Consider the following 25,851-nt stretch of genomic DNA (forward strand, 5'->3'; position numbering starts at 1 on the left):
TCACATTCGCTTACTATAGCCTCGCACGTTTTCCGCGTAAATGGTGTTAAAGGCCGTTCCTGACGCAGTATTCACGACCTTAACCAGCCTTGCCCCAGTCAAGCCAGTCGCTCATCAGGCGATGGGCAATGGTGCCGGGCGCGGGGGCCTTTACCGTCTCAGTCTCAAGATCGATCATCGCCTGCACCTCGGCCCGGCTGAACCAGCGGCAATCGGCCAGTTCGTTCTCGTCGCGGGAAATCTCGAAGCTCAGGGCCTGTGCATAGCAACCGATCATCAACTGATGTGGCATCGGCCAGGGCTGGGAGGCGTGGTAGCGTACACGCCCGATGGTGATCGCGGCCTCCTCATAGGTCTCGCGCCGCACGGCGTTTTCGATGGTTTCCGCCGGTTCGACAAAGCCTGCGAGGCAGGAATACATGCCTTCTGGAAAATGCGCTCCGCGCCCCAGCAGGCAGCGGTCGTTGTCCTCATCCACCGTCATCATGATTACCACCGGATCAGTGCGCGGAAAGGCCATGCGCCCGCAGGCCGGACATTCGCGCTTGTAGCCGCCAAGTCGCGGCTCCATCGGCTTGCCGCAGGTGCCGCAGAAGCGGTTCTCACTGTTCCAGTGTAAGAGGCTGAAACCTTGTGCCGCTTCGCCGACCAGTTCGGCATCAATATTGGGATCACGAAACAGCTCGCGCGCTGTCAAGGCCTTGTAGCCAGTGGCAAGCTGCTCCTCGCTGATTGTCATGGGGACGGCGATGCGCGGCTCGCCGCTGGGGCGGCGACCCAAAAGCACGGCATTGTCGAGGTCCGGTCGCAGGGCGGTCAGCTCGTAAGGTGCAAATAGCGGGTCCAGCACCAGTCCTTCATGTTTGAACACCAGCCGATTGCCGGCAAAAGCCAGCACATGCATGCCCTCGGCCTTGAAGGCTTCCGAGAGGCTTTCTTCCGAGCGATGCTCGGCGTAGCGCTCCAGTCCGTTGCCGGAAAAGGCGGTGAGGGCGCTTGCCTCTGGATGGGGTGTATCGATATCAAACAGGGAAATTGAGGTCATGTCAGCGCATCCAGAATTGTCGTTGTCATCGCCGCAAGGGCTGTGTCCGAATAGGGCTCTGCCACCCCATGGCCCCAGATCGGCCCAGGCCAGTTCGGGTCGGTTTCAAAGCGGGCGACGACATGAACATGGAGCTGTCGAACCACATTGCCAATGGCGGCAATGTTGATCTTGGTGGCGCCGGTTGCGGTTTTTAAGGCGGCACCGACATGCACCTGTTCGTGCAGCAGCTGGATCTGGTCGTCCTTGGAAAGCTCGAAAATCTCCGTGATATCATTGCGGCGCGGCACGAGGATCAGCCAGGGCCAGCGGCTATCCCTGGACAGGCGCAGGTCGCTTAACGGCAGCTGCAAGATTGACTGGCTGTCGCGCGCCAGCCGTTCATCGAGACGGAAAAGCTCCAAGATCGGTCTCCTCAAGGCTATTTTGTTTTTACGCATGCGTGACCGTAAAGCCGATATCCACTTTTACCGGAAAGGCGAACAGTTTTTTTGGTCCTCGGCTTGCAATTGCCGCCGGAATTGCCGATATGTCGCTCGGGAGGTTGGTGGTGGACGAGCCACTCGCCAACCGGGTCAGGTCCGGAAGGAAGCAGCCCTAACGAGCGCGGCACGGGTCATCGTGCCAGCCTCCCACCCTTCATGTTTATGGCCAGTCCTAATCAAGCGTGGCCGTATCCCGCCCGAAACGGGGAGACTGGCAGCGCGATGTCCGATCTGGAACCCACAGCACAAGCTGCTCCCGCGTCCGGCCAAGCCTCCGGTGCTTACCGGGTTCTGGCGCGCAAATATCGCCCCAAGGATTTTACGGACCTGATGGTCGGCCAGGAGCCGATGGTCCGCACCCTCACCAATGCGTTCGAGACGGGCCGAATTGCCCAGGCCTATATGCTGACCGGCGTGCGCGGGGTCGGCAAGACCACGACCGCCCGCATTCTCGCCCGTGCGCTGAACTACAAGACCACTGAGATTGACCGCCCGACCATCGACCTGAAAATCCCCGGCGAGCATTGCCAGGCGATCATGGAAGGCCGCCATGTCGATGTGATCGAGATGGATGCCGCCTCCCATACCGGTATCGACGACATCAGGGAAATCATCGAGCAGGTACGCTACCGCCCGGTATCGGCCCGCTACAAGGTCTATATTATCGACGAAGTGCATATGCTCTCCACCGCTGCCTTCAACGGATTGTTGAAGACGCTGGAAGAGCCGCCGGAACACGTCAAATTCATCTTCGCCACCACCGAAATCCGCAAAGTGCCGATCACGGTGCTGTCACGCTGCCAGCGCTTCGATCTGCGCCGCATCAGCGCTGGCGATCTCGTCGGGTTGTTTTCCACCATTCTCTCCAAGGAAAATATCGAGGCGGAAGACGAGGCGCTGGCGATGATCGCCCGTGCCGCCGAGGGCTCAGCCCGTGACGGGCTTTCACTGCTCGATCAAGCCATTGCCCATGGTGCAGGGCGGGTGGAAGCAGACGCCGTGCGTGGGATGCTGGGTCTGGCCGACCGCGCCCGGGTGGTCGATCTGTTTGGTCATATCGTGCTCGGCGATGTCGCGGCAGCTCTTTCGGAATTCAACAGTCAATATGAAGCTGGCGCCAGCCCGAGCGTGGTGCTGACCGATCTTGCTGATTTTACCCATCTGGTGACGCGGCTGAAATATGTACCCAATGGTGCCAATGACCCGTCGCTGAGTGAAGTCGAGCGGGTGCGGGGGGCGGACTACGCCGAGAGCGTTGCCGTCACCACGCTGTCGCGCATCTGGCAAATGTTGCTCAAGGGCATTCCTGAGGTGGAAAATGCCTCCCGTCAGGCCGGTGCCGCCGAAATGGTGCTAATCCGGCTGGCTCATGCCGCCCATCTGCCTTCGCCGGAAGAAGCGGCGCGCCGTCTGCTGGACATGGCGCAGGATGGCGGGGGAGCGCCGCAGGGGACCAGTCCCAGAGGTGGTAATGGTGGCGGCGCATCGGCCAGCTATGGCGGGCAGGCGGTGGCGCGGGCGTCGAGCGATCCGGCCCCACGCGCAATGGGCCAGACCCAGCCGACGGCGCATTTGCAGGTGGTTCCCAAGGCATCGCCGTCGCCTGACATTGCCGCCCGTCCAGAGACAAAACCTGACATCCAACCGGATGTGCCCGAGCCCAAGGTGCCCGAGCCCAAGGTTCCTGTGCGGTCGCTGGATGACATCGTCAATCTCTGTACCGCAAACCGCGATCCGAAGCTGAAAGCCTTGACCCGCGCCTATGTACGACTGGTCAAGCTGGAAAACGGCAGGCTGGAGATCAACATGCCGCCGGAGGCGCCGAAATCGCTGGTTGGTGATCTGCAAAAGCGGCTGGAGGAATGGACCGATATCCGCTGGATGGTGATCCTCAGCCGCGAGCCGGGGGCAAAGACCCTGGCCGAGCAGGAAAAGAGTGATCACGAAGCGCGGATGACCGATGCCGCCGCCGATCCGGATGTCATGGCGATCCTGTCGCGCTTTCCCGGCGCGAAAATCACCGACGTACGCATCCGCACCGTCGCCGAAGAAGAAGACGAGGCCCTGCCGCCGCCAGCGGCGGCTGAATCCGCAGAGGGTGATATCCTTCCCGGAGACGACATCGAGTTTTAAATTTTAGCCGGCTTATCATCTGTCGCGGAGGCGTGAAATCGCTGCGCGTCTGACAGACGAAGCCAAGAACAACGGCATATATAGAAGGAGGCAGGTCATATGCGCGACATCATGGGCATGATGGGCAAGGTCAAGGAAATGCAGGCCAAGATGGAGAAGATGCAGGAAGAGATTGCATCGCTTCAGGTCGAGGGAAAATCCGGCGGCGGATTGGTGACGGTGACGATGACCGGCAAGGGTGAGTTGAAGGGACTGAAGATTGATCCGTCGCTCTTTAAGGAAGACGACGTGGAAATTCTCGAAGACCTGATCGTCGCGGCCCACAAGGACGCCAAGGACAAGGCCGAGGCCATCGCTGCCGAAAAAACCAAGGACATGACCGCTGGCTTGCCGATCCCGCCCGGTTTCAAGCTGCCGTTTTAAGTTGGTCGCGACAGTTCCGAATTCGTAAAGGCGAGGTCATTCCTCGCCTTTTTCCGTCTTGCCATTAGTGCGGTCGACATGACCGAGATCCTTGCCGGGTTCGATCACATCACGCACCCGCTGTTTCAATTCCTTTGGCCCCGGAAATCCGCCGTCGCGCTTGCGTTCCCAGATCAGCGCACCATTGACGCGGATCTCGAAATTGCCGCCGGTGCCAGGAATCAGGCCCACTTCGCCTAGGCTATCGCCAAAGGTTTGCAAGAGTTCCTGTGCCATCCAGGCGGCGCGCAGCAACCAATTGCATTGGGTGCAGTAGAGAATGGTTATTTTCGGCTTATCGGTCTCAGGTTCAGTGGTCATGGGGACAAGGCTCTCGGTGTTTCGCATAGGTCGCGTTGGCGCATAAATACAGTAAGTGAAATTGAATTTGAATCTTTCCCGGTGTAGGCTGGGCAGTGATAGTCTTAGAGTTTGCCTTAGGAAAAGTGAAATCCGTAGAAATGTACAGCACCGGCTTGGGAGGGCAGAATGTACAAATTTGAAGTTTATAAAGACAAGGCAGGCGAATTCCGGTTTCGGTTCAAGGCGTCGAATGGCGAAACAATGTTCAGCTCTGAAGGCTACAAGGCAAAAGCCTCGGTGATGAGCGCGATTGCCTCCATTCAGAAAAACGCGCCTGAGGCAAAGATCGAAGACCAGACCACGGCAACTGTCTGATAAGGCGTGATCGGCGTGGCCAAATTGCCTCGCCGATGTGCCCAAGCTCTTATAGAGAGCCCACACGCTTGTAGAAAATCGTCGTATCGCAGAAGCGCCCGTCGGGAAACAGCGCATAATCCGGCACGACACCGGCCCGCGTCCAGCCGAGCTTCTCGTAAATTGCTTCAGCCGGTTCGCCGGTCGCTGTATCCAGTACGATCAATGTCTTGCCTGCGCGGGCGGCCTGATGCTGCGCCGCCTCCATCAGTTGGCGCGCGAGACCAAGTCCACGGGCCGAGCGATGTACCAGCAATTTTTTGAGATCGGCACGGTGCGGCTGGTTGGGCGGCTGTTTCATGCCGATCTGTACCGTACCCACCACGGCTCCCTGATGTTCTGCCACCAGCAGCAGGCTATCACCCGCCTCGACAGCATTGGCGACGGCCTCCCAAAAAGGCCGGGCCGTTTCGAGGTCGAAGGGCAGCATGAAACCCACCGATGCGCCGCCATTGACGCAATCGCAGAGGATTTCACAGAGGTCGGGGATTGCTTCACGGGCGTCAGATGCGTTTAGCAGCCGAATTGCAGTCATGGTCATTTCCTTCGAATCAGCGGCCAAGATCGATGATCACGCCGTAGCGGGCAGGGCGGTCCGTGGGGTTATGAAAGGCGTGGACCTCGCTGATATCCATATAAAGACAGTCGCCCGGCTCCAGCCGGTGAACGGTATCGCCGACGGTCAACTCGATAATGCCTTCGAACAGCCAGACATGTTGCCATTGCCTGCTGCTGGGATGGGGGCTGGCAGGCTGTGCGGAAAATTGGACAAGCGCCCCCGGCGGCAGCTCCACCTCCACCACATCGACCCGCGCACCGGTGCCGGGTGCGGAAACGGCGCGGCGCAGATAGCCGGTTTCGGGGTCTTGCCACACTGGCTGGTCGGCGTGGCGCATCAAGGGTGAGCCATGATTGGGTTCGGCAAAAAATATCGAAAGCGATTGACCCAGCGCCGAGCATAGCCGTGCCAACAAGGTGGCGGTCGGGCTGGCTTCAGCGCGCTCGATACGGGAAATCATGGCCCGGCTGACGCCGGAGAGATCCGCCAACTGGTCTAGTGTCAGACCGCGTGCTGTGCGGATCGCTTTTAGTCTGGCTGCAATGGCGAGAGTGAGGGTATCAGGCGTATTTTCCATGATATAAGAAATATAGTATCTTATAGTGGAGTCAATAACCTTTCTCGTGCGGCTCACAGCAGCAAAATCACGTTTTATCAACAAGCCTCTTGCATGTCGCCCAACTCCCGGCCTTTTTCGCGTGCCAAGAGAGCGTATGATTCGCACGACAGGACGAGTCGAGCACAACCCCAAGGAGACAGACGTGATTGAGATCAGAAAACCGCAAATCGAGGAAATGCGGCCGAAGATTACCGTCATCGGGGTTGGTGGTGGGGGCGGCAATGCCGTCAACAACATGATCAACGAAGGCCTGCAAGGCGTCGATTTCATTGCCGCCAATACCGATGCCCAGGCGCTGACCATGTCGAGAGCCCCGCGCCTCATTCAGCTTGGTGCCGAAATGACCGAGGGTCTCGGTGCCGGTTCGGTGCCGGAAACCGGACGGATGGCCGCCGAAGAATCCCTGCATGAAGTGATGGATCACCTGGCCGGCACCCATATGTGCTTCGTCACCGCCGGCATGGGCGGCGGCACGGGCACGGGTGCAGCGCCAGTGATTGCGCGTGCGGCCCGCGAGGCCGGTATTCTGACGGTCGGCGTCGTGACCAAGCCCTTCAGCTTTGAAGGTCGCCGCCGGATGCAGGCTGCCGAAGAAGGCATCGAGCGGCTGCGTGAAGCTGCCGATACCGTCATCGTCATCCCCAACCAGAACCTGTTTCGCATTGCCGATGCCAAGACCACCTTTGCTGATGCTTTCGTGATTGCCGACAAGGTGCTGTTTTCGGGCGTGTCCTGCATTACCGATCTGATCGTCAAGGAAGGCCTGATCAATCTGGACTTCGCCGACGTGAAATCCGTCATGAAGGGCATGGGCCGGGCGATGATGGGCACCGGCGAGGCGACCGGCGACAGCCGCGCCATGAAGGCGGCGGAAGCGGCGATTGCCAATCCGCTGCTGGACGAAGTGTCGATGCGCGGCGCGCGCGGCGTGCTGATCTCGATTTCCGGCGGCATGGACATGACGCTGTTCGAGGTCGATGAAGCCGCCACCCGCATCCGCGACGAGGTCTATGACGAGGCCGATATCGTCGTCGGCGCGATCTTCGACAAGGAACTGGACGGCACGTTCCGAGTGTCGGTGGTCGCAACCGGGCTTGGCGAAGAGGGCGACCATCAGCAGGCACGCTGATTTCGCCCGGCCTTTGTCAAAATTATCCTTCAAATGCCCCGCATTTCCGCTTTGCGGCATGCGGGCGCGCTGCTATATGCGCAGGCCATGAGCACACAGAACCGCACGCCTCTCGACCATATCCGCAACTTTTCCATCGTCGCCCATATCGACCATGGAAAATCGACGCTGGCCGACCGCCTGATCCAGACCACCGGTGGCCTGGCAGAGCGTGATATGTCGGAGCAGGTGCTCGATAGCATGGACATCGAGCGTGAGCGCGGCATCACCATCAAGGCGCAGACCGTGCGCCTGCACTATAAGGCCAATGATGGTGAAACCTATGTGCTGAACCTGATCGACACGCCCGGCCATGTCGACTTCGCCTATGAAGTCTCGCGGTCGCTGTCGGCCTGTGAAGGTTCGCTGCTGGTGGTGGATGCGTCCCAGGGCGTCGAGGCGCAGACGCTGGCCAATGTCTATCAGGCCATCGACAATAATCATGAGATCGTCACCGTTCTCAACAAGATCGACCTGCCTGCCGCCGAACCGGACCGGATCAAGGAACAGATCGAAGAAGTCATCGGCATCGATGCTTCTGAAGCCGTGCTGATTTCCGCCAAGACCGGGCTTGGCATTCCTGATGTGCTGGAAGCCATTGTCAAACATTTGCCGGCGCCGAAAAGTGAGCTGGGCGACAAAGGCCCGTTGAAAGCACTGCTGGTCGATAGCTGGTATGATACATATCTGGGCGTTATGGTTCTGGTGCGCGTCATCGACGGTGTTTTGACCAAGGGTCAGACTATCAGGATGATGGGGACGGACGCGAAATATCAGGTGGAGCGTGTCGGCGTTTTGACGCCGAAAATGCTGGCTGTTGACAGTCTTGGTCCCGGCGAAATCGGCTTTTTTACCGGCTCGATCAAGGAAGTGGCCGATACCCGCGTCGGCGATACCATCACGGAAGACAAGCGCCCGACAGCCACCATGCTGCCCGGTTTCAAGCCCGCCCAGCCCGTGGTGTTCTGTGGGCTCTTTCCAGTCGATGCAGCTGATTTTGAAGATCTGCGTTCAGCGATGGGCAAACTTCGCCTCAATGACGCGAGCTTTTCGTTTGAAATGGAAAGTTCGGCAGCGCTGGGCTTTGGTTTCCGCTGCGGCTTCCTGGGCTTGCTGCATCTGGAAATCATTCAGGAGCGGCTGGAGCGTGAGTTCGACCTTGACCTGATCGCCACAGCGCCTTCGGTTGTCTACAAGCTGTTCATGACCGATGGCAGCGAGCGTGAATTGCACAACCCGGCGGACATGCCCGATGTGGTGCGAATCTCGGAAATACACGAACCGTGGATCAAGGCGACGATTCTGACGCCGGATGACTATCTCGGCGGCATTCTCAAGCTCTGCCAGGACCGTCGTGGTGTGCAGACCGAGCTGACCTATGTCGGCAAGCGGGCCATGCTGACCTATGAACTACCGCTCAATGAAGTGGTGTTTGATTTCTATGATCGGTTGAAGTCGATCTCCAAGGGCTATGCTTCTTTCGACTATCACCTGGACGCTTATCGCGAAGGCAATTTGGTCAAGATGTCGATCATGGTCAACGGTGAGCCCGTCGATGCTCTGTCGATGCTGGTGCATCGCTCGGCAGCGGAAAAACGCGGTCGCGACATGTGTGAGAAGCTGAAGGATCTTATTCCGCGGCATATGTTCAAGATTCCGATCCAGGCTGCCATCGGCGGCAATGTGATCGCGCGTGAGACCATTTCAGCAATGCGCAAGGACGTGACTGCCAAGTGCTACGGTGGCGATGCCAGCCGCAAGCGCAAGCTGCTGGACAAGCAGAAGGCCGGCAAGAAGCGGATGCGCCAGTTCGGCAAGGTCGAGATTCCGCAGGAAGCCTTTATTGCCGCTCTGAAAATGAGCGACGAATAAGCGGTCTCGATGATCTGATGCTATATCAATGCAAAAGGCGGAAAACCGGGAGGTTTTCCGCCTTTTTTGTGAGAAAAATCTGCACTCAGCTATGGGCGAAAATATCGGTCTCTTCCCAGCCCAGCAGGTCCAGCTTGGCCCGGGTCGGCAGGAACTCAAAGCAGGCGGTGGCATGGTCCATGCGGCCATCGCGCACCAGCCGGGCGGTCAGCTTGTCGCGCAGCGCATGCAGATAGAGCACGTCGGAGGCCGCATATTCGAGCTGCGCGGGAGACAGCGTTTCTGCCGCCCAGTCCGAGGATTGCTGGGCCTTGGACACATCCACATCCAGCATTTCCTTGAGATTGTCCTTCAACCCATGCCGGTCGGTATAGGTGCGCGATAGGCGCGAGGCGATTTTCGTGCAGAACACCGGCGTGGTGGTGACGCCGAAGGTATGGAACAGCACGGCGATGTCGAACCGGCCATAATGGAAGATTTTTTCCCGGGTCGGGTCTTCCAGCAGGGCGGTCAGGTTGGGGGCCTGGCGCTGGCCCGGCGCAATGCGGATCACGTCGGCAGTACCGTCACCTGGCGAAAGCTGCACCACGCAGAGCCGGTCGCGGCGGGGGATAAGCCCCAGCGTTTCGGTGTCGATGGCGATGGCGCGGGTATAGCGCGCCGCGTCTTCGCTGCTGATATCACCTTCATGGTAGCGAATGGTGGAAGCCATGCCTGTCTCCTGCTGTCTCTTTGGTCTTTGTGCGGCCTATAGCGGAAACAGCCGTGCAGCGATACCGAATATCAAGAACCACGCCTGAAATCATCACGTCACAGTTTCGGATTGCTCACCGGTCCTTCGTCGCAAAGCTCGGTATAGGCCAAGGTCTGGTCCAGATGCTCGGCGCGAAGCGACAGCAGCTTTTCGGCATAATGCAGCCTTATCGCACCATATGCCGGGTCCTCGGCCAGATTGGTCAACTCGCCCGGGTCAGCCTGAAGGTCGAACAGCAACGGTGGCATGCCGGCAAAATGCACATATTTGAATTTTTCGTCACGGATCACGGCGAGATTGCACTGGCGGGATTTCAGACCGAGGGCATTCTCCGTGGAATTTGTCACCACCTCCCGGAAGTCGAATTCCCAGAACGCGTGGTCTCGCCAGTCATCAGGCGGTGTGCCAGCAAGAAATGGCAGCAGGGAACCGCCGTCCTGATGATTGAGCGGGCTGACGCCCATCCGGTCCAGCAGCGTCGGCATCAGGTCGGCGGCGCTGGTGAAGGTTTCCACCACTTGCCCGTGGGTGCTAGTGTTCGCCGGATCGCGGATCACCAGTGGAATGTGATAGCTGCCATCATAGACACCGCCCTTGCCCAGCATCCAGTGGTCACCCAGCATTTCGGCATGGTCGGAGGTGAAGACGATGATTGTGTCGTCCCAGGTGCCGCTGTCTTTCAGGGCATCGACGATCCGGCCAAACTGGGCATCGACCTCGGCGATCATGCCGTAATAGGTGGCGCGGATTACGTCGATCTGTTCTGAACTCCAGTCGCAGACGCGGCCTTCGGCGCCGGCAATGAAAGAGGATTGTGGCAGCTGCGGCAGCATCAGCTCTGCCAGTGGATGCACGGCCATTTCCGCTTCCAGCGTCGGATGACGCACAGGTTTGGGTCCACTGCCCGGCGTAAACATCCGGTTATATGGTTCGGGAACACAGAAGGGCGGATGTGGGCGCAGGAAGGAAATATGCGCAAACCACGGGCGCGTCTGCTCCTCGCGCCAGTTCAGGAAAGCCTCGGCCAGAAACGCGGTCGGGGTTTCTTCCGCACTATAGGCCGGTGGTTCCTGATTGGGCTGGACTGGCCGCTCCTGCCCGGTCTGATGGAGTTCGCGCCCGGGCCGCACGCCGCCGCGCCGGGTTTTCAACCAGCTCAGCCATTGCCGATCATCTTCCAGCAGCAATTGCCCAACCGTAAAGCCCGGCAACACGCCCTCATAACTGGTCAGATGCGGATCGGCGGGCGGCAGGTGGCGGGGATCGAGCGATACATCGGTATAGCCGAACAGCGTCGGATCGTAACCAGCCCGGCGCGCTGCCAGCGCCACCGTGTCGAAACGGGCATCGAGTGGCGAGCCGTTGCGACAGACCCGGTTGTTCATCTGGTAGAGCCCGGTATAGATCGCCGCCCGCGCCGGCGAGCAAGGAGCAGCTGCGGCAAAGTGTCGATGAAACAACAGGCCTTCTGCCGCCAGTCGATCAACATTGGGGGTCTGCACCACGGGATGGCCGACCGCTGACAGGCAATCGCCCCGCCATTGGTCCGCGGTGATCAGCAGGATATTCGGCTTTTTCTGCATGGATGAGGTCTTTGCTTGTTTTGCCACGGACGCGATGTGCAAAATTTATATCGGCGAGGATCTGGTTTTCCTAGGACGGTTTTTGGGTCTTTCTAAGGTCCATGCAGGCTTGGTTCTCGAGCTTGGCTTCCAGCGGGGGCTTTGTCTGTCAGGCCATTGCGCCGCCAGGCCTCGTGACAATCCTCCAGCTCCGCCCGCGCTCGATTCGGTGGCTATGCAATCGTCTCGATTGGAAATGCGCAAATTCTACTCATTCGCTAGCGGATGATCGGTGATGGAGGGGGAAAGGCCTCCATTTCTCGATTGATTTCACAAAACACCGGTATTTTCGCTCTTTTGCTATGCGCTGGATACATTGCTGCAATGCGGTATTAACGATATTCATCCCCGGGAAATTCTCTATATTAAAATCATCGAAGCGACGCACTCCTCCTCCCAGTGTCGCTTTGAAGGGATCGGCGATACTCCTCCTCCCAATTGCCGATCAAGTTCAAGAGCCCGACGCATCCTCCTCCCGCGTCGGGCTCTTTTGCGTTCTGGCCCTAGCATTTCCTCTCTTCAATCCCGTCTTATCCGGTTCGATGCATAAACGATGCTTTCGTCTGCTTTGAATTGGTTTAAACAGTCTGGGCAAACCTTAGCGTGATGACCGCGCGGAGGATTGGTGCGATGACTGGATGACAGTGAGGCTTGACCCTATGGCGGTAAAATTCGGCACTAGCGGACTGCGCGGTCTCTCTTTGGACCTGGTTGGCAGCGTTTCGGCTCTGCATGCGACGGCATTTGCCAGAATGCTGCTTGCCAAGGGCTATGCCAAGCAGGGCGCGACCGTGCTGATCGGCCAGGATTTTCGCCCCTCCAGCCCCGAAATCGCTGCCACCTGCATGGGGGCGCTGCAACGGGAAGGGCTGGTTCCGGTTGATTGTAGGGCTGTTCCCACGCCGGCGCTGGCCTTTTATGGCAGCCGGATCGGTGCAGCCTCGCTGATGGTGACAGGCTCTCACATTCCTGCCGACCGCAACGGCATCAAATTCTATCGGCCGGATGGGGAAATCGACAAGGCTGATGAAGAGGCCATCACAGCACTTGCCGCTGAGTTGGCGGCTGATGAGCGCGCCAACCGCGTTGAACATGGCGCAGGCGAAGACCGATACGCCATTGCCGTAGACCTGTTTCTGAAACGCAATATGGCGGTTTTGCCCCCTGCCGCCTTTAAGGGCATGAAAATCGGCGTCTATCAGCATAGCAGCGTGGCGCGTGACATGCTGGTGACCCTGCTTGAGGGCTATGGCGCATCCGTCCTGCCGGTGGGGCGCTCGGAGATTTTCGTTCCTGTTGATACCGAAGCGGTATCCCCGGACACAATCGGCAAGCTTTCCGCCTGGGCAAGCGAGCATGGCCTGGATGCCATCGTCTCCACCGATGGCGATGCCGACCGTCCGCTGGTGGCCGATGAAAAGGGCGCGCCCTTGCGCGGCGATCTGCTGGGGCTGATCACGGCGAACCTACTGGGCGCCAAGGTGATTGCCACACCCGTCACCTCCAATTCCGGCATTGAAGCGGCAAGCGGGTTTTCGGTCCTGCGCACCCGCGTTGGCTCTCCTTATGTGATTTCTGCCATGAATGCGGCGCTCTCAGTGGGTGAGAGCGGCGTGATCGGCTTTGAGGCGAATGGCGGCGTTATGCTGGCCTCGGATTTCACCGTCCATGACGGCAGGCTTGCCGCTCTGCCGACCCGCGATTGTGTTATGCCTATCCTGGCAGCGCTCTATGCAGCGGCGAGCACCGGACAGACACTCTCCGCCGTGGTGTCAGACTATCGCCTGCCGATTGCTCTTTCCGACCGTCTGGAACACTACGCCTTGGACAAAAGCAGCGCGCTGATGGCGTTTCTGCGCGGCTCGGACGAAAATCTGAACACCTTTCTGGCACCAATAGGGACCGTGCGCGAAATCAGCGATATCGATGGTTTGCGGGTGACGCTCGATGATAACAGGGTCATCCATTTCCGCCCTTCCGGCAACGCCCCGGAAATGCGCTGTTATGTTGAGGCAAGCGACCATGCATCGGCGGCCAGTCTGCTGGACCAAGGTCTTGGCTTGCTGGCGAAATGGCCAGATTGACAAACCCAGAGGCCTGCAAATCAAGCCGATAAACAAGGTGATACGCTTCCCGGCGGGGTGCTGTTCGTGGAGCGGAAGCGACAGCCATGCGCTTTTTGCTTCCGCCGCGTGCCTGCTGCGGTTACATCATTTGCAGGACCGATTTTATTGCAAAAGGATGACCGATGGACCGTGGCCACGACCCCAGCGAACTTGAAATGGTGGTATTGATGACGCCGGATATGGCGAATTTTTCCGGCAAGGTGCATGGCGGTGCGCTGCTGAACATTCTCGACCGGGTCGCCTATTCCTGTGCCTCGCGCTTTTCCCAGCAATATGCGGTGACGCTGTCGGTGGATCAGGTGGTGTTCCGTCAGCCGATCCATGTCGGCGAACTCGTAACGTTCCGTGCCTCGGTCAATTATGCCGGGCGCACATCGATGGAAATCGGCATTCGGGTCGAGGCGGAGGAAATCCGCACTGGTGAACGCCGCCATACCAATTCCTGTTATTTCACGATGGTTGCCGTGGATGCCGAGGGCAAGCCGACCGCCGTTCCGCCCTTCTGTCCCGAGACGCCAGCCAAAATCCGGCGGGAAAAGGCGGCTCGTGAGCGCCGCGCCCTGCGTCAGGAATTCGAGGATCGTTTCAAGCAGGTCAAGTTGTCCGGTCAGGACTAAAACATCATAGTTTGGGATTTGATCGTTTAACCCTCAACGGCGCCTTTTTGCGTCATGACCCGCGGCTCTCTGCTGCCCCACAGATGCTCTTCCGCCGGAACAGATCGATTACATGACCGAAATCACCCTGAATGTCCTGCCGATTTTCCTGCTGATCTTTTCCGGCTGGGCGCTGGTGCGCAGCCGGTTCCTGAACGTGGATATCGGTGATGCCTTAAGCGAATTTGTTTTCAAGGTCGCGGTGCCGGTTCTGCTGCTGCATACGATTACCCAGGCTGATTTTCAGGGCGCATCGCCTTTTCGTTTATGGATTGCCTATTTTGCCGGAGTAGGTGTCACCTGGACCATCGGCCATCTCGTGGCGACGCGGGTTTTTGGCCGCGACCAGCGGATCGGTGTGCTGGCGGGGGTGTCTTCAGCCTTTGCCAATAATGTCTTCATCGGCCTGCCCCTGGTCAGCCGCATGCTTGGTAATGACGGTGTCGTTGCTCTCTCCATTCTCCTGGCCGTCCATCTGCCTTTGATGATGGTGATCGGCACAGTCTTGATGGAACATGCCGAGCGCCGGGAAAGCGGGGTGCAATTGCGGGGAATGCTCGCCGTCTTGCGCCAGGTCGGGCGCAATCTTGTCACCAATCCTCTGGTGATTGGTCTTGCCATCGGACTTATGGTGCATGTGATCGGCTTGCCAATTCCGGCGACGATTGAGACCGTGCTCAGTCAGATCTCCGCCATGGCTGGGCCGGCGGCGCTGATTTCGCTGGGCATGGCGCTGACCAAATATCGTGTCACCGGCAATGTCGGTATTGCCAGCGTTACCTCGGCTCTGAAGTTGGTCCTGATGCCCGCATCCGTGTGGATGGCCTGCCACCTTTTGCATCTGCCGCATGAATGGACCATGGCGCTGGTGCTGACGTCTTCGGTGCCGACGGGCGTCAACGCTTGGCTGATCGCCAATCGGTTTGGGGTCGGCCATGCGCTGGCCGCCTCGACCATCACCATTACAACAGCACTTGGTGTGTTTTCCGTCACGTTCTGGGCGTGGCTGCTGGGCGCGTGATATGAACGCTTTGCGTACAAAGCCAGAATGTGAGCGCTATAAAAGCTCAGGCCAGATCGGCGATCCGCCAATAGAGCGCTTCGGCGGGTAAGGCGTCTTCCTGCGGCGCCGCTAGCGCCAAGGTCGGGGCAGTATAATGTTCTGTCTCAAGCTCCAGCACGGCGGTGTGGTCGGCTGTTTCAAGCGTGACATCGTCGCTCAGGGCATAAGACTGGCTTTCGGATAGGGTTTCTGCCGCACTGGCGCCGTCTTCTTCCGCCGTCTCCTCATCCTCGGCAGAGCCGTCGCGCTGGTGCTGGCCGTTGTTGTCCTGATGGGCGTCGTCGTCGCCCAGAGCCTCGATGGCATCCACAGTCTCAGTCTTGCCGCGACCGGGTTCATCCTGAACCGCGAGATAGCTCACCACCGGAAACGGCACGAAGGGCAGCACATGCAAAACCGACGCATGCACTATGGCCTGTGCTCCGGCAAGCGATAGAATGGCCTGCTCACGGATAATCTCTTCTTGCCGTACGGAAACCAGTTCCGCCTGCGCTTCGCCGGCTGGTGTCTGGTTTGCCGAGGAATGTGCCTGCATCTGGCCAGCTTGCATCTGGCTTAAACGCCTTTGGTTTATCTCCAGCAATGTAGCCTGGTTGGCGCGGGCATCAGCATTGATCGCAGGGTGCAGATCGTTCTGTTCATTCTCCTCCATATCCTCCGTCTGGAAAAACATTTGGCGTAGCAAATCCGTGTCGGAATCCTCTTCCGGCATCGCCGGGGCTTGGAGTGATGCTCCTGTTACATCCATCCAGCCCTTCAAAGACAGCACGGTGGCGACCATTGTATCGATGCCATCGTCGTCAGTGCTGCGGCGCAGAATTGGGTCCTGGCGATTATCCTGCAAAGGAGCGGATGTGGTGAAAGCTCCATAGGCTCGGTTCGTCGCTTGTGTCGCCAGGCCATCCATCGCGGCTTCTCGCCCTGTCTGTGCAAGGCCTGTGGCAAGGGTCGGTGCCGCGCTATTCCCCATCGCTCCGGCGACGGGCGTTCCGGTCATTCCTGGCGTTCCAGTCATTCCAGAGGGTCCAGTCTGGCCATTGCGGTCGAAAGCTGGCGCTTTCAAGCCTGCCTCCGTGGCAGCTTTGGCCGCAAGTCCCGTGCTTGTTTCCTCCGGCAGGTCATCCATGCCGGTCATAACCGTTTCGGATTGTACCATGTTGCCAGCAATTGACCTGTTGTCCGTGGTTGGTGCAGCGTCTGTCGTTGCCGTTTCGTTTGTCACCAGCGCCATTGCGGAAGCAAGCGCTTCAGGGCGGACAGCTTGCAAAGGCGTCTGGCGCCCTACGATTTCAGGGTTTGCAGGCGCTTGCGCCAAAAGGCTGCGAGGGGCCGGAGTTTCCTCCGCCTGCGTACCATCAAGAACTGGTGTGGATGGCGTGCGGTTCGTGGGGACGTCTTTCGGTTCCGACACAATCGGCGCGGTTTGAGCAACGACTACCGCCTGTTCGGCTCGTGGTTGCGCGGTAGAGACCGCCGCGCTTTGCGCTGCGAGTGCCGCGGTTACGGGTTGTCCCGCAACCGGGCCAGGAGACTGTTCGCTTAACCCGGCAGCTGGCACGTGTTGCCCTGTTGAAGGATTTAACGTTTGCGGTGCCGCTGTCTGGTCCGATGCTGGCGGGGCCCCGGCGGATTGAGGTGGTGGTGGGTTGGATGGGCTCGCGCCATTTTGGCTATAGGAGGAAACCACGTTCAGCGCCTTTAGATCACCGCTATTGTTGCGCTTGATTTCCATATAGGCGGATAGCAAGGCTGCTTCCGGACCATCGGTATTTTGTAGAACCCGCAACAGGACCTCGATCTGCAATCCTTTCAGGGCTTGGGTCAGCTGCGTTTGCAGCCGTGCTCTTTGGCCGTCGTCCAGATTGGCAAGGGCTGTCGCGAAGCGCTGGGCAAAGGCCGCATCGGTTTCGCCGGGATCACGCTTCAGTCCGATCGATTGGCCGACCAGATCGGCGATTTCCGCCAGATCCGTCTGCACGCTTTCCCGGCTGTTGAGCAAGAGGTTATTGATGCGTCCGGCAATCGCCGAACCGCCCTCCCGGTCCACCCGGATCATGCTATCGCTCGTCAAGCCGCTCATAGCCGTGTCGGACAGGGCGGCCTCGGTGGCGCTGTCGTGAAAATTTGGCGCAGTGCGCGATAAAGCTTGAACGGGAGGCAACATAGCATATCCCTTTTTGCAGAAGGGCCTCGCCAACCAAGGCCCGGCCGTGCAATCCGGAGTTTAAGGGCAGAGTGTGCTGGAAAACCGCTCATGCGGCTTTGATATCGACTGCCCCGGCCCAGAACCTTATGCACCGGACCTGAAACCCGTTGCACCCCAGCTACGCGGGATTGCGTCGGACGCCGTGCAAGGCAGATGCGAATCACCTTATCAGGATAGAATGGTCGCACATGGTTAACAATATGTTAAAGCTCTGATCTGTGCGTCTCGGAGAGAGCGTTTCGCCGTAATCCATTCTATCTGCTGGTTAATTTTCTCCTTAAATCGATTCCGGTTTCGGGAATTATGAAGTAGCATACGCCACACCATAACCCTGCCCGATTGCAACATGCCGGTGAGCCTGATGAGCCGTATCAATCCGATCTTGAACACCGATAGCTACAAGCTGGGGCATTTCCTGCAATATCCTCCCGGAACCCGGGCGGTGAGCGGCTATGTCACCACGCGTGGTGCTTCTCTGCGACCGGAAGTGGTGTTTTTCGGCTTGCAGATGTTCTTGAAGGAATATCTGTCACAGCCCATCAACCAGGCCGATATTGATGAAGCGCAGGAACTGGCCGCCCTGCACGGCCAGCCTTTCGACCAGGCCGGCTGGCACTATATTCTCTCCGCCCATGGTGGATTTCTGCCTTTGCGCATAGAGGCGCTGCCAGAGGGCAGCTTCTTGCATCGCGGCGTGCCGATGGTGCAGGTGGTTAATACCGATCCGGCCTGCTTCTGGTTGCCCTCCTATATTGAGACGGCACTGTTGCGGGCGGTGTGGTATCCGTCCACGGTCGCCAGCTCGCTTCGCCATGTGAAGCAGACTTTGAAGCCCTTCCTCGATAAAAGCTGTGACGACCCATCGGACAAGATTGGCTCGCGGCTGTTCGAATATGGCGCGCGCGGTGCAGCCAGCCTGGAACAGGCCGGGCTGGGCGGCGTGGCCAACCTGCTGCATTTCGACCACACCGATACGCTGGAAGCGGTGCTCTATGCCCGACGCTATTATGGCGCTGCCATGGCCGGTCTCTCGATTCCGGCCTCGGAACATACGACCATGATCGCCTGGGGCCAGGACCAGGAAGTGCAGTCTTTCGCCAATATGATCGACCGGTTCGGCGATTATCCGGCCTATTCGGTGGTATCGGACAGCTATGACATTCACAATGCAGTGTCCGAAATCTGGGGCAAGACGCTGCAACAGAAAGTGCGTTCCAAGCCCGGCAGGCTGATTGTGCGGCCCGATAGCGGCGATCCGATCGATGTTCCGGTCCAGACGGTGGCCCAGCTTGCCTACCAGTTCGGCACGCGGTTGAATGCCAAGGGCTATAAGGTTCTGGATGACAAGGTGCGGGTCTTGCAGGCGGACGGCGTGTCGCTACGCGATATCACCATGATCCTTGGTCGGCTGGAAGCCATGGGCTTTTCGGCGGAAAATATTTCCTTCGGCATCGGTGCATCGCAATTGCAGAAGGTCAGCCGCTCGACCTATTCGTTCACGATGAAATGCAGTGCCATCATGGACGGGCAGGAGCGTTGGCGTCCCATTTCCCGCCGTCCGGTCACGATGCAGGAACGCATGCCGGAACCTGGGCGTCGCGCCGTGATCGTTGAGGGAGACGAGTTTGCCTCCATTGCTTTGGAGGATCTAGGCCGTCGCACCAATCATTTGCAGCCGGTTTGGGAAAATGGCCGCCTGCTGAAAGAATGGAGTTTCGACGAAATCAAAGCAAAGGCCAGGACGCCGCATCGCATGGATATGTGATGCGATGGCGTAAATCGGTGGTCAATTCTGAAGTGCTGTTTGGGGTTTCTGCTTCAAACGGTGTCGGGCAGGAACATGCGATAGAGACCATTGTCGTCGGCAAGGAAGCCCGAAGGACGCTCGATGACCGGTGATCCATCCTCCTCGCTTGAGGACATGGCATCGAGCCAATTGGCCGGTAGTCGCTCTTCTTCCTTGACGTCGTCTGCCTTGATCTCGGCAATTTCCTCGATCATTTCGGCAGAAAGAGGTGGAATTTCCTCCCTCGGCAGTTGGCGTTGAGGGGTGGAGAACAGGAACCCGATCTGCTGGCTGTCGTCATGTGCCGCTCCGAGCCGCACAGTCCGTTCCACAGGATAGGTCTGGGCGGAAGGCGCTGAGGAAAGCAAAACACCGTCTCTCGCAATTGATGCAGTATCCATCATGGTCACACAGGTCAGGCGCACATGGCTTCATCCATGGTCGCTATGGCTTCACTTTGAACGGGCAATGGCTTGGATGCGCACACATCGTTGCGCCCGGCCTGTCCCATCGATCTTTGGCAGCCGGCTCGAGCTTTCGTCCGTTCTGCTGCCAGGGCAAAAGCTAGGCCGAAATCTTTAAGGAAATACTGATGAAACCGGCATTGCCGGAAAGATATATTTTACCTTGACGGACGTCAGCCCTCGTTGAGATCGCACCCTTTGAGTGATGAAATCCAGGTGCTGCGGAGCTTGCAACAGCGCCCGTTTTTGATAGGCATGGGCCAACAAGGATGAGGTGGCACCCATGACGATCACGCTTTATGGCATCAAGAATTGCGACACGATGAAAAAGGCGCGGACCTGGCTGGAGACGGCGGGTATCGATTATGCCTTTCACGACTACAAGGCCAAGGGCATAGACCGCGCCAGCCTCCAGGCCTGGAGTGCCAAGCTTGGCTGGGAGGTGTTGCTGAACCGGGCGGGTACGACGTTCAAGAAGCTCCCTGATGAAGCCAAGATCGATATGAATGAAGAAAAGGCTCTGGATCTGATGTTGGCCCAACCGTCTATGATCAAGCGCCCGGTTCTGGACAAGGACGGGACGCTGACGGTGGGGTTCAAGCCGGAGCAATATCAGGCTGTTTTCGCAGGTACCGGGTTTTAAATTTCGGTCCGATGCTCCAGGGTCTACATCGCTGTAACGAGGCAAATAATGTCGAAATCGACCCGCGCCACGCTGGCAATGGAAAAGGCTGGCCTGGCCTTTACCGTGCATCACTACGATTACGATCCGAACGCCGAGCGTATCGGCCTTCAGGCGGCGGAAGCGATTGGCGAGGAGCCGCGCCGGGTGCTGAAAACCCTGATGGCGGAGGTGGATGGCAAGCCTGTCTGCGTCGTCCTGCCCTCCGATCAGGAGGTCAGCATGAAGAAACTGGCCGCCGCCATCGGCGGCAAGCATGCCGCGATGATGAAGCCCGCCGCTGCCGAAAAGCTCACCGGTTTTGTTGTCGGCGGCATCAGCCCTTTCGGTCAGAAAAAATCGGTGCCGACCGTGATTGAACTCTCGGCGCTCAATGAGCCGCATGTCTATCTAAACGGTGGCCAGCGTGGCTTGCAGGTCCGGTTGGAGCCGAAGGCGGCGCAGTCCGCGCTCAATGCCATTGCAGCATCGGTTATTGCCTGACGGTGTTTTCACCTTCAATTTTGCATGAAATTGCCTATCTGTTCTATGACCATCTGATTCTTCATGCCAGCGCCCTTTGGCTTTGGATGAGGCAGCCGGAAGCCGCCAGCGAGCTTTGCGCGATTGAAAAGCGCAGGCGCTTTTACTTCGAAAACCAGGATAAAATGTATGACCCTGCCTGATGCCTCAAATTCCATCGATCCGGTAAAGCTCGACAAACTGGCCGAAGTGGCCGTCAAGGTTGGTCTGCGGCTGGTGCCGGGCCAGGATCTGGTGATCACCGCGCCGCTGAACGCGCTGCCGCTGGTGCGCAACATTACTCGCCATGCCTATATGGCCGGTGCCGGTCTTGTGACGACATTCTATTCGGATGAAGAGACGACGCTGGCCCGTTATGCCCATGGCTCGGATGCCAGTTTCGACCGGGCTTCCGGTTGGCTCTACGAGGGCATGGCCAAAGCCTATGCGGGCGGTGCGGCACGATTAGCGATTTCCGGCGATAATCCCATGTTGCTCGCCAGCCAGGACCCGGCCAAGGTGGCGCGGGCCAACAAGGCCAATTCAATTGCCTTTAAGCCTGCCTTGGAGCCGATTTCCAATTTCGACATCAACTGGAATATCTCCTCCTATCCCAACCCGTCCTGGGCAGCGCAGGTCTTTCCGGATCTGCCCTTGGATGAGGCGGTGAAAAAGCTGGCGGATGCGATTTTTGCCGCATCCCGGGTTGATCAGCCCGATCCGGTCGCTGCCTGGGCGGCTCATAATGGCGAGTTGGCCAAACGGTCGGCCTGGTTGAATGGCGAACGGTTCTCCAGTCTGCATTTTACCGGCCCCGGCACGGATCTGCGGGTTGGTCTGGCCGATGGCCACGAATGGCACGGGGGCGCCTCCACGGCCAAGAATGGCATTACCTGCAATCCGAATATCCCGACAGAAGAGGTTTTCACCACGCCACATGCGTTGAAAGTGGACGGCGTTGTCTCCTCCACCAAGCCGTTATCGCATCAGGGCACGCTGATCGACAATATCCAGGTGCGGTTCGAGGCGGGCCGGATCGTCGAGGCCAAGGCTTCCCGCGGCGAGGAAGTGCTCAATAAGGTCTTGGACACTGACGAGGGCGCCCGGCGTCTGGGAGAAGTGGCACTGGTGCCGCATTCATCGCCGATTTCGGCGTCTGGCATCCTGTTCTACAACACGCTGTTTGACGAAAACGCTTCGTGCCATATCGCGCTTGGCCAGTGCTATTCCAAATGCTTCCTGGACGGGGCGTCGCTGACGCCGGAGCAGATCAAAGCCCAGGGCGGCAATTCGTCGTTGATCCATATCGACTGGATGATCGGTTCCGACAAGGTCGATATTGACGGCGTGAAAGCGGATGGCACAACGGTGCCCGTGATGCGCAAGGGCGAATGGGCGTGAACATGCACACGGCCCGCGTTTGATAAACGCAGGCCGGTTTCATCGAAATAGAGACCCGCGCACCAAATGTGGTGCGCGAAAGTCGTCATAAATTTTTGAATTTGTTGCATAATTTTCTCTTTAAGCCGATTCCGGTCTAAAGAATTATGCAGTAAGGCCGATCAGCCCTGTCTTGCCTTACGGTTGGCATAACGCTGATCGCGTTGCGCCTTGCGGGTGGCTTCGTCTTCAAGCAGACGTGAAATTCTGGCTTTTTCAGCGGCGTCGCGGGCATCGGCTTCAGCTGTTGCTTCAGCGGCAAGTGCGGCTTCACGTGCAGCTGTCTCGGCTGCAAGCTGTTGCTGTTCCTGCAATTTTGTCTGTTCGCGCTCGGCGCGCCGTGCTTCTCTGGCCTCGGCTATCGCCTGGCGCTCCGCCTGGCGGGCGAGACGGGTTGGTTCCGACGCTTCCTGCGCGGCCTTATAGGCCTGAAGGAGAGCGGCCTTTGCGTCGGCAGCGGTGGTACGGCGGTCGACGACTTCATTTTTCCGGCTATTTTTCAAAGAGATGTTCCAGTTGTAGATAGGGCCTGCAAATCAGGCTTTTCGGGTCGTTTTGGCAGCAGTCGCGGCGTCAGCCATCTGCTGGTCCTGCAATTCCTTGGCAAGCCGTGCTTCGCGCAGCCTGAGGGTTTTTTCTTCACGGGCAAGCACGAGCGAATCCTGTTCTTCCACGGCACGACCGCGCGCGAAGAACTGCGACTGCTCCTTGTCAAAAGCGATTTCCGCCTGCTGACGTGATTTACTATAGTTTTCTGCCATGGGGTCGCGCCTTTCTGGGTGGCAGCGCCGCGTGCCGGGCATGGCGCGCAAAAAACGCTACGACATTCTGCGCCGTGTACATCAAGTGTACGTGAGGCCGCTGTGACACTTATTACGAAGGCTCAAAGATGCAGATCACATCCTTGCCCTGAAGACATTTCACATATCTCAAAGACAACAAGGACTTGAGATGTTTGCAAAAGGCATAGGAATTGCCATCTTCACGGTCTCTTCGCATACCATCTGCTGCATATTTCATGTGCGACCCGAACCGGGCGCAAGAGGTTATGCAACAGGAAATCGTGTGAGCGCGGTCTGCGACGGCGCGGCAGGCAATAAAAAAGGCCAGGCAAACTGCCTGACCTTGGTTGGATCATGCTCTCAACAATGCCAGTACATCCGTGGTCAAAGGAAAGCCGAACCCTATATTAAGCAGCCTGGAGATTGCAGGCCGACATCTTGCCGGACTTGTTGTCGCGTTCCATGTCGTAGGCGATCTTCTGGCCTTCGACGATTTCACGCATACCAGCGCGTTCAACAGCGGAGATATGCACGAATGCATCCGGGCCGCCATTGTCAGGCTGAATGAAGCCGAAGCCCTTAGTGGAATTAAACCATTTAACTGTGCCAGTGGTCATGATGAACCCTTTCATAGCATATTGAGTGACCACAGCGCATAACGCCGTGGATGAGGATAGCGATTTTTGAAAGGAAGGTTCGTTCAGGGCGCGGTGCTAATTGCGCGGTAACCAAAGCTCAGCAAGCAAATATCGATGACCAATAGATACCCCCTCAAGGCGGCCATGTCAACCAAAGCTTTGAATTTATTATGATCCGCCTTTTTTCCAAGCCATGGTCAAGGGGTCCAAAGCCTTGTATCCGCACCGTAATCCCTGTCTGTGCGGCACCGCGTTCAAACGTCCATTCTGTCGCTCGTGACTGTGCCGTTTGCACTCTTTTGGTTAGAAAAGACTACCCTGTCCGGCGGGTGGCTCCGACTTTTTCGGCGATTTGGGCAAGGGATTCGGCTTTCCCGGGGCCGGGGTTGTCGTCGCGGAAGGGGCTTGCGGTTGAGGTGACGCCTTATCACCCTCTCCGGTCACAGCGGAAACCCGGCCATCGGCAAATTCGATGGCGATGGCTCGTCCATCCTCAAGTCCCTCTGCACGCGAGAGGGGCCGGTCATCCTGCCCCCGGATCACGGCATAGCCGCGCATCAGGACATTTTTGTAGGACAGCGATTGCAGCATTCGCTCCTGGGCCGACACCGTGGAACGGGCGCGGCGCAGGTCGTTGATAACAGCGCTGTCGGCCCGGCGCGAAAAACTGTCCAACCGGTCTCTCGAGCGTCCCGTTTGCGCTTTCAGCCGGGCCGGGACCGCCGTCAATGTTGCATCGATCCGTCCAAGATTGGCTTTCTGCCGCTCGATCAGCCGTTCGATAATCCGGTCGGCAAGGGCGGCGCGTTCGCTGACCCGCTGGCGGCGTTCCACCAGGCGGCGCACCAGCATATCCGGCGACAACTTGGCTGCGGCCCGCTCGAAGCTTTGCCGCTTGGTCATGGTGTTCAGTTCCAGGCTACGGCCAAGACCGCTGGCGGCTTCATCGAAACGGCGGCGCGGTAGCGCCAGCAATTGATCGAGAGAGGGCAGGGCGCGGGCCAGCGCCCGCAGGTTCTGGCGGCGATGATCCATCTGGCGGTTGACGGCGCCTGCCAGTCGGGCAGCAAGCCCGGCCAGTTGCGCTTCCAGATCCGCCTTGACCGGCACCGCCATTTCAGCCGCCCCTGTCGGTGTCGGCGCCCGGACATCGGCTGCATAGTCGATCAGTGTCCAGTCCGTTTCATGGCCGACCGCCGAAATCAGCGGAATGGCGCTGGCGGCGGCGGCGCGCACCACTGCTTCGTCGTTGAAGCTCCACAGGTCTTCAAGGCTGCCGCCGCCGCGTGCGACGATCAGTACATCCGGCCTTGGGATGACACCATCAGGCTGAAAGGCATTGAAGCCGTTGATGGCGTTGGCAACCTCGTCGCCGGAGCCTTCACCCTGCACTTTGACGGGCCAGACCAGGACATGCACGGGAAAGCGGTCGGAAATCCGGTGAAGAATGTCGCGGATCACAGCGCCGGTGGGCGATGTGACAACGCCGATGACCTTCGGCATGAAGGGCAGCAATTGCTTGGTGGCCGGATCGAACAGGCCTTCTGCGGTAAACCGGCGCTTGCGCTCCTCGATCAGCGCCATCAGGGCTCCAGCGCCGGCTGGTTCCATCTGCTCGATGACGATCTGGTATTTGGACGAGCCGGGAAAGGTGGTGATACGGCCCGTGGCGATCACTTCCATGCCCTCTTCGGGCCGGTATTTCAGCTTGGAAAACGAGCCCTTCCAGATCACCGCGTCGATCCGCGCCTTGTCGTCCTTGAGCGAAAAATAGGCATGCCCGGAGGAATGCTGGCCTCGAAAACCGGAAATTTCGCCGCGCACCCGCACCTGGTCGAAGGCGGTTTCGATGGTGCGCTTAATCGATCCGGAAAGCTCCGAGACGGAAAATTCGGTCAGATTGCTGGGCTGATCGTCGTCAAAAAAAGAGGCCATGACAGTGTTTTATCCAAGCTTGCAAAAAAACGCATCTTTTTTTGGAAAGACGTTAACAGGCTTTGTTCGGGTCAATTTCATGGGGCCAATCGTTAACTCTCGGATGGCAATATGCCAGACATCACGATTTGTCTGT

Annotated in this window: 25 protein-coding genes and 1 other RNA gene; 13 read left to right on the forward strand and 13 right to left on the reverse strand. The window is 58.4% G+C overall.

Going from position 1 to position 25,851, the window contains the following annotated elements; translation table 11 throughout:
* Positions 1–79: 79 nt before the first annotated feature.
* Positions 80–1,045: an NAD(+) diphosphatase gene (gene nudC / locus AVCG78_RS16185; RefSeq protein WP_071202331.1), complete on the reverse strand. Its 966-nt coding sequence runs from the start codon at positions 1,043–1,045 to the stop codon at positions 80–82.
* Complete coding sequence (locus AVCG78_RS16190) at positions 1,042–1,449, reverse strand: HIT family protein (RefSeq protein ID WP_071202332.1); 408 nt, start codon at positions 1,447–1,449, stop codon at positions 1,042–1,044. The genes nudC and AVCG78_RS16190 overlap by 4 nt, the downstream gene beginning before the upstream one ends.
* A 135-nt stretch (positions 1,450–1,584) precedes the next feature.
* Between AVCG78_RS16190 and ffs the strand changes: the two genes are divergently transcribed.
* The 3 genes from ffs (at position 1,585) to AVCG78_RS16205 (ending at position 4,086) form a co-directional block, all read left to right on the forward strand.
* An RNA gene (gene ffs / locus AVCG78_RS16195) (signal recognition particle sRNA small type) lies at positions 1,585–1,681 on the forward strand.
* Positions 1,682–1,752: 71 nt separating this feature from the next.
* Positions 1,753–3,663 (forward strand): DNA polymerase III subunit gamma/tau, encoded by a 1,911-nt coding sequence (locus AVCG78_RS16200; RefSeq protein ID WP_071202333.1) that lies wholly within the window; start codon positions 1,753–1,755, stop codon positions 3,661–3,663.
* A gap of 99 nt (positions 3,664–3,762) precedes the next feature.
* Positions 3,763–4,086: a YbaB/EbfC family nucleoid-associated protein gene (locus AVCG78_RS16205; protein WP_012654590.1), complete on the forward strand. Its 324-nt coding sequence runs from the start codon at positions 3,763–3,765 to the stop codon at positions 4,084–4,086.
* A 36-nt stretch (positions 4,087–4,122) separates the two neighbouring features.
* On the opposite strand, the gene AVCG78_RS16210 is transcribed toward AVCG78_RS16205, so the two are convergent.
* Entirely contained in the window at positions 4,123–4,446 is a 324-nt protein-coding gene (locus AVCG78_RS16210; protein ID WP_012654591.1) for a SelT/SelW/SelH family protein, read from the reverse strand.
* Positions 4,447–4,614: 168 nt separating this feature from the next.
* Here AVCG78_RS16210 and AVCG78_RS16215 point away from each other — a divergent pair, with 168 nt between their 5' ends.
* Entirely contained in the window at positions 4,615–4,803 is a 189-nt protein-coding gene (locus tag AVCG78_RS16215) for a YegP family protein (protein WP_012654592.1), read from the forward strand.
* A 49-nt stretch (positions 4,804–4,852) separates the two neighbouring features.
* Here AVCG78_RS16215 and AVCG78_RS16220 read toward each other — a convergent pair whose 3' ends face one another.
* Together AVCG78_RS16220 and AVCG78_RS16225 are read right to left on the reverse strand one after the other, a co-directional pair.
* On the reverse strand, positions 4,853–5,377 hold the full coding sequence (locus tag AVCG78_RS16220; RefSeq protein ID WP_071202767.1) for a GNAT family N-acetyltransferase: 525 nt from the start codon (positions 5,375–5,377) through the stop codon (positions 4,853–4,855).
* 16 nt (positions 5,378–5,393) lie between these two features.
* Entirely contained in the window at positions 5,394–5,978 is a 585-nt protein-coding gene (locus AVCG78_RS16225) for a helix-turn-helix domain-containing protein (protein ID WP_071202334.1), read from the reverse strand.
* A 184-nt stretch (positions 5,979–6,162) separates the two neighbouring features.
* Between AVCG78_RS16225 and ftsZ the strand changes: the two genes are divergently transcribed.
* Positions 6,163–7,149: a cell division protein FtsZ gene (gene ftsZ / locus AVCG78_RS16230; RefSeq protein ID WP_049777113.1), complete on the forward strand. Its 987-nt coding sequence runs from the start codon at positions 6,163–6,165 to the stop codon at positions 7,147–7,149.
* A gap of 87 nt (positions 7,150–7,236) precedes the next feature.
* Positions 7,237–9,060, forward strand: coding sequence for a translation elongation factor 4 (gene lepA, locus AVCG78_RS16235; RefSeq protein ID WP_060719491.1), 1,824 nt, complete (start codon positions 7,237–7,239; stop codon positions 9,058–9,060).
* Positions 9,061–9,145: 85 nt separating this feature from the next.
* On the opposite strand, the gene AVCG78_RS16240 is transcribed toward lepA, so the two are convergent.
* Positions 9,146–9,772, reverse strand: a complete 627-nt coding sequence (locus tag AVCG78_RS16240) for a ribonuclease D (protein WP_012654597.1) — start codon at positions 9,770–9,772, stop codon at positions 9,146–9,148.
* Between the two features lie 98 nt (positions 9,773–9,870).
* A complete protein-coding gene (locus AVCG78_RS16245; protein WP_071202335.1) occupies positions 9,871–11,397 on the reverse strand; it encodes an alkaline phosphatase family protein in 1,527 nt (508 codons plus the stop codon).
* Positions 11,398–12,095: 698 nt separating this feature from the next.
* Here AVCG78_RS16245 and AVCG78_RS16250 point away from each other — a divergent pair.
* The 3 genes from AVCG78_RS16250 to AVCG78_RS16260 all read left to right on the forward strand — a co-directional run bounded on the left by AVCG78_RS16250 (position 12,096) and on the right by AVCG78_RS16260 (position 15,239).
* Complete coding sequence (locus AVCG78_RS16250; protein ID WP_071202337.1) at positions 12,096–13,520, forward strand: phosphomannomutase; 1,425 nt, start codon at positions 12,096–12,098, stop codon at positions 13,518–13,520.
* A 164-nt stretch (positions 13,521–13,684) separates the two neighbouring features.
* A complete protein-coding gene (locus AVCG78_RS16255; protein WP_071202338.1) occupies positions 13,685–14,179 on the forward strand; it encodes an acyl-CoA thioesterase in 495 nt (164 codons plus the stop codon).
* 112 nt (positions 14,180–14,291) lie between these two features.
* Positions 14,292–15,239, forward strand: coding sequence for an AEC family transporter (locus tag AVCG78_RS16260; RefSeq protein WP_012654602.1), 948 nt, complete (start codon positions 14,292–14,294; stop codon positions 15,237–15,239).
* Between the two features lie 46 nt (positions 15,240–15,285).
* Here the strand turns inward: AVCG78_RS16260 and AVCG78_RS16265 are convergent, their stop codons facing one another.
* A complete protein-coding gene (locus tag AVCG78_RS16265; RefSeq protein WP_071202339.1) occupies positions 15,286–17,445 on the reverse strand; it encodes a hypothetical protein in 2,160 nt (719 codons plus the stop codon).
* A gap of 403 nt (positions 17,446–17,848) precedes the next feature.
* Between AVCG78_RS16265 and AVCG78_RS16270 the strand changes: the two genes are divergently transcribed.
* Positions 17,849–19,252, forward strand: a complete 1,404-nt coding sequence (locus AVCG78_RS16270) for a nicotinate phosphoribosyltransferase (protein ID WP_234665132.1) — start codon at positions 17,849–17,851, stop codon at positions 19,250–19,252.
* Positions 19,253–19,305: 53 nt separating this feature from the next.
* Here the strand turns inward: AVCG78_RS16270 and AVCG78_RS16275 are convergent, their stop codons facing one another.
* Positions 19,306–19,677 (reverse strand): hypothetical protein, encoded by a 372-nt coding sequence (locus AVCG78_RS16275; RefSeq protein ID WP_143049348.1) that lies wholly within the window; start codon positions 19,675–19,677, stop codon positions 19,306–19,308.
* Positions 19,678–20,020: 343 nt separating this feature from the next.
* On the opposite strand from AVCG78_RS16275, the gene AVCG78_RS16280 reads away from it, so the two are divergent.
* The 3 genes from AVCG78_RS16280 to AVCG78_RS16290 all read left to right on the forward strand — a co-directional run bounded on the left by AVCG78_RS16280 (position 20,021) and on the right by AVCG78_RS16290 (position 22,321).
* Positions 20,021–20,380 carry an ArsC family reductase gene (locus AVCG78_RS16280; RefSeq protein WP_012654606.1) on the forward strand — a complete coding sequence of 120 codons (360 nt, stop codon included), beginning with the start codon at positions 20,021–20,023 and terminating at the stop codon, positions 20,378–20,380.
* A 48-nt stretch (positions 20,381–20,428) separates the two neighbouring features.
* A complete protein-coding gene (gene ybaK / locus AVCG78_RS16285; RefSeq protein ID WP_071202341.1) occupies positions 20,429–20,902 on the forward strand; it encodes a Cys-tRNA(Pro) deacylase in 474 nt (157 codons plus the stop codon).
* Between the two features lie 168 nt (positions 20,903–21,070).
* On the forward strand, positions 21,071–22,321 hold the full coding sequence (locus AVCG78_RS16290) for an aminopeptidase (RefSeq protein WP_071202343.1): 1,251 nt from the start codon (positions 21,071–21,073) through the stop codon (positions 22,319–22,321).
* Positions 22,322–22,482: 161 nt separating this feature from the next.
* Here the strand turns inward: AVCG78_RS16290 and AVCG78_RS16295 are convergent, their stop codons facing one another.
* The 4 genes from AVCG78_RS16295 to xseA form a co-directional block, all read right to left on the reverse strand.
* Positions 22,483–22,863 (reverse strand): DUF6481 family protein, encoded by a 381-nt coding sequence (locus tag AVCG78_RS16295; protein ID WP_041696065.1) that lies wholly within the window; start codon positions 22,861–22,863, stop codon positions 22,483–22,485.
* Between the two features lie 33 nt (positions 22,864–22,896).
* Positions 22,897–23,121, reverse strand: a complete 225-nt coding sequence (locus tag AVCG78_RS16300) for a hypothetical protein (RefSeq protein ID WP_041697321.1) — start codon at positions 23,119–23,121, stop codon at positions 22,897–22,899.
* Positions 23,122–23,549: 428 nt separating this feature from the next.
* Positions 23,550–23,759, reverse strand: coding sequence for a cold-shock protein (locus tag AVCG78_RS16305; protein WP_025427963.1), 210 nt, complete (start codon positions 23,757–23,759; stop codon positions 23,550–23,552).
* 324 nt (positions 23,760–24,083) lie between these two features.
* Positions 24,084–25,715: an exodeoxyribonuclease VII large subunit gene (xseA, locus tag AVCG78_RS16310; protein WP_071206326.1), complete on the reverse strand. Its 1,632-nt coding sequence runs from the start codon at positions 25,713–25,715 to the stop codon at positions 24,084–24,086.
* Between the last annotated feature and the right edge of the window lie 136 nt (positions 25,716–25,851).

It is taken from the genome of Gillisella vitis (assembly GCF_021559775.1).
Taxonomy (GTDB): Bacteria; Pseudomonadota; Alphaproteobacteria; order Rhizobiales; family Rhizobiaceae; genus Allorhizobium; species Allorhizobium ampelinum.